The organism is Streptomyces anatolicus, assembly GCF_019400875.1.
Classification (GTDB): Bacteria; Actinomycetota; Actinomycetes; order Streptomycetales; family Streptomycetaceae; genus Streptomyces; species Streptomyces anatolicus.
In genome coordinates, this window is record NZ_WMBF01000760.1 from 1 (window position 1) to 1,929 (window position 1,929).

The 1,929-nt window shown below is 74.9% G+C and carries 3 protein-coding genes; all 3 read right to left on the reverse strand.

The genetic code is table 11. The annotated features are described in order from the left end of the window. Positions 1 to 301, reverse strand: a 301-nt coding sequence (locus GKQ77_RS32220) for a hypothetical protein (RefSeq protein ID WP_219692672.1), incomplete at its 3' end; no start/stop codon positions are given. Positions 302 to 367: 66 nt separating this feature from the next. Beyond that, positions 368 to 1,165 carry an urease accessory protein UreD gene (locus tag GKQ77_RS32225; protein WP_308117849.1) on the reverse strand — a complete coding sequence of 266 codons (798 nt, stop codon included), beginning with the start codon at positions 1,163 to 1,165 and terminating at the stop codon, positions 368 to 370. Further along, the gene (ureG, locus tag GKQ77_RS32230; RefSeq protein WP_219692674.1) at positions 1,162 to 1,845 is read right to left on the reverse strand and encodes an urease accessory protein UreG; all 684 of its coding nucleotides are present in this window, start codon (positions 1,843 to 1,845) and stop codon (positions 1,162 to 1,164) included. Before ureG ends, GKQ77_RS32225 begins: the two co-directional genes overlap by 4 nt. Positions 1,846 to 1,929 lie beyond the last annotated feature (84 nt).

The window sequence follows — 1,929 nt, forward strand, 5'->3', positions numbered from 1 at the left end:
GGCCGGGTCCGATGACCGGGGCCAGGGCCGCGTCCAGTGCGGCGGCGAAGTCGCAGTCCGCCAGGACCTCGGCGTCCAGTTCCTCGCGCAGCCCCGCGAGGGCGGCCGGGTCGGCGGGCCGCGCGTCCACGGCCGCCAGGGCCGCCGCTCCCGACGGCGTGCCGCCGAGCCGCTGCCGTACGAGGTCGAGGACGCCTTGCCGGGCTCCGGTGGCCGCCGCGGGCCGCGTGCCCGATGCGGGCTCCGTCACCACCCGCACGGCCTGTGACACCAACTCCGTCAGTTCCATCGGCTCCCCCATGAGTCTGCTATGTACATGCCGAGGAGGGCGGAGGCCCAAACGGTTCAGGCCCTCGCGATGAGCGGTTCAGGTCAAGTCGTGCAAGGCCTCGTCCAGCATGCGGCGTACCCGCAGCGCGTCCGGAGCGACGACGGTGACCAGAACGCCGGGCCCGGCCAGGGGGGTGAGCGCACCCCACTCCCCCAGTGGCGCGGCCACCGGTTTGCCGCGCTCGAACTCCGGCCGTACGACGATGAGTTGCCCCACTGCACGATACCCCGCGAGCACGGCGGGGCCGTCCCATCCGCCGGGGGCGCCGGGTCCGCACGCCAACTCCTGGTTGAGCAGCGGCCTCTGCGCGTACCGCACGGTGAGGCGGCTGGTGAGGCGGCCGGGGGCTTCTCCGGTGCGGCCGAGCACCTGTTCCTCGCGCAGCACCAGGCGGCCTCCCGCGGCGACCTCCGCGCGCGTGGTTACCCGCAGATCGCTGTCGCACACCGAGATCAACTGCTCGGGCAGCCAGTGCAGTTCGGCGCCGTCGGCGACGGTGAGGCGTACGTCGTAGCGCGCGATGTCCCTGGCCTGGCCGGGCAGCGCGAGGGTCGCCGCCGCGGAGCCGACGTGCAGCGCCGCGCCTTCCCGTGCGGCTGCCTCGACCGTGAGGTGGTCGCCGCCGAGGGGGCCGCTCATCGCGCCGACCAGCGTGACGCGCGCCGCCGGCCCGGTCGAGCGGGTGCGGCGCAGCGCGAGGGGCCCCTCGCCGTCGAGTACGGGCAGGGCGGTGCCGCCGCGCCCGTCGGCGCACGCCACGACGCGGGCGGTGGCGCGAAGGCCCGCGCCGCTTTCCCGCTGCGTACGGCCCCGGGGGGCGAGGTCGACCGTCACGCCGACGCGGTCCACGCGGCGTACTGCGCACGCACCCAGGCGGCGACCGGGCCGACGCCCTCCTCGGAGCGCAACGACTGGAAGATGACGGGGAGTTCGGCGCGCTGCGCCTTGGCGTCGGCGGCCATCCGGGCGAGGTCGGAGCCGACGTGCGGGGCGAGGTCGGTCTTGTTGACGACGAGCAGGTCGGCCGTGGTGACACCGGGGCCGCCCTTGCGCGGGATGTCGTCGCCGCCCGCGACGTCGATGACGAAGATCTGCGCGTCGACGAGCCCCTTGGAGAAGGTCGCGGTGAGGTTGTCGCCGCCGGACTCGACGAGGATCAGGTCGAGCGGCCCGACCTCGTCCTCCAGGTCCTCCACGGCCTCCAGGTTGGCGGAGATGTCGTCGCGGATCGCGGTGTGCGGGCAGGCGCCGGTCTCCACGGCGGTGATCCGCTCGGGCGGCAGGACGGCCTCGCGGAGCAGGAACTCGGCGTCCTCGCGGGTGTAGATGTCGTTGGTGACGACGGCGAGGGACAGCTCGGCGCGCAGTGCGTGGCACAGGGCGGCGACGGTGGCGGTCTTGCCCGAGCCGACGGGTCCGCCGAGCCCGATGCGCAGAGCGCGGCGGCGCCCGTCGGGCCGCACGGCGTCGGCGCTGACGGCGGCGGGCCCGCCGTGGGAGTGGTCGAGGTGCATAAGGGCTCCAATGATGGTCCGGGTCGAGTCAGCCCGTCCGGCGTTTGAGGACGAGGCCGTTCAGGCCGATAGGGGGGTCTGGGG

What these genes read in the sequence shown, in the direction of transcription:
- ureG (WP_219692674.1), bottom strand. Translation starts at nt 1,845, where the DNA reads ATGCACCTCGACCACTCCCACGGCGGGCCCGCCGCCGTCAGCGCCGAC.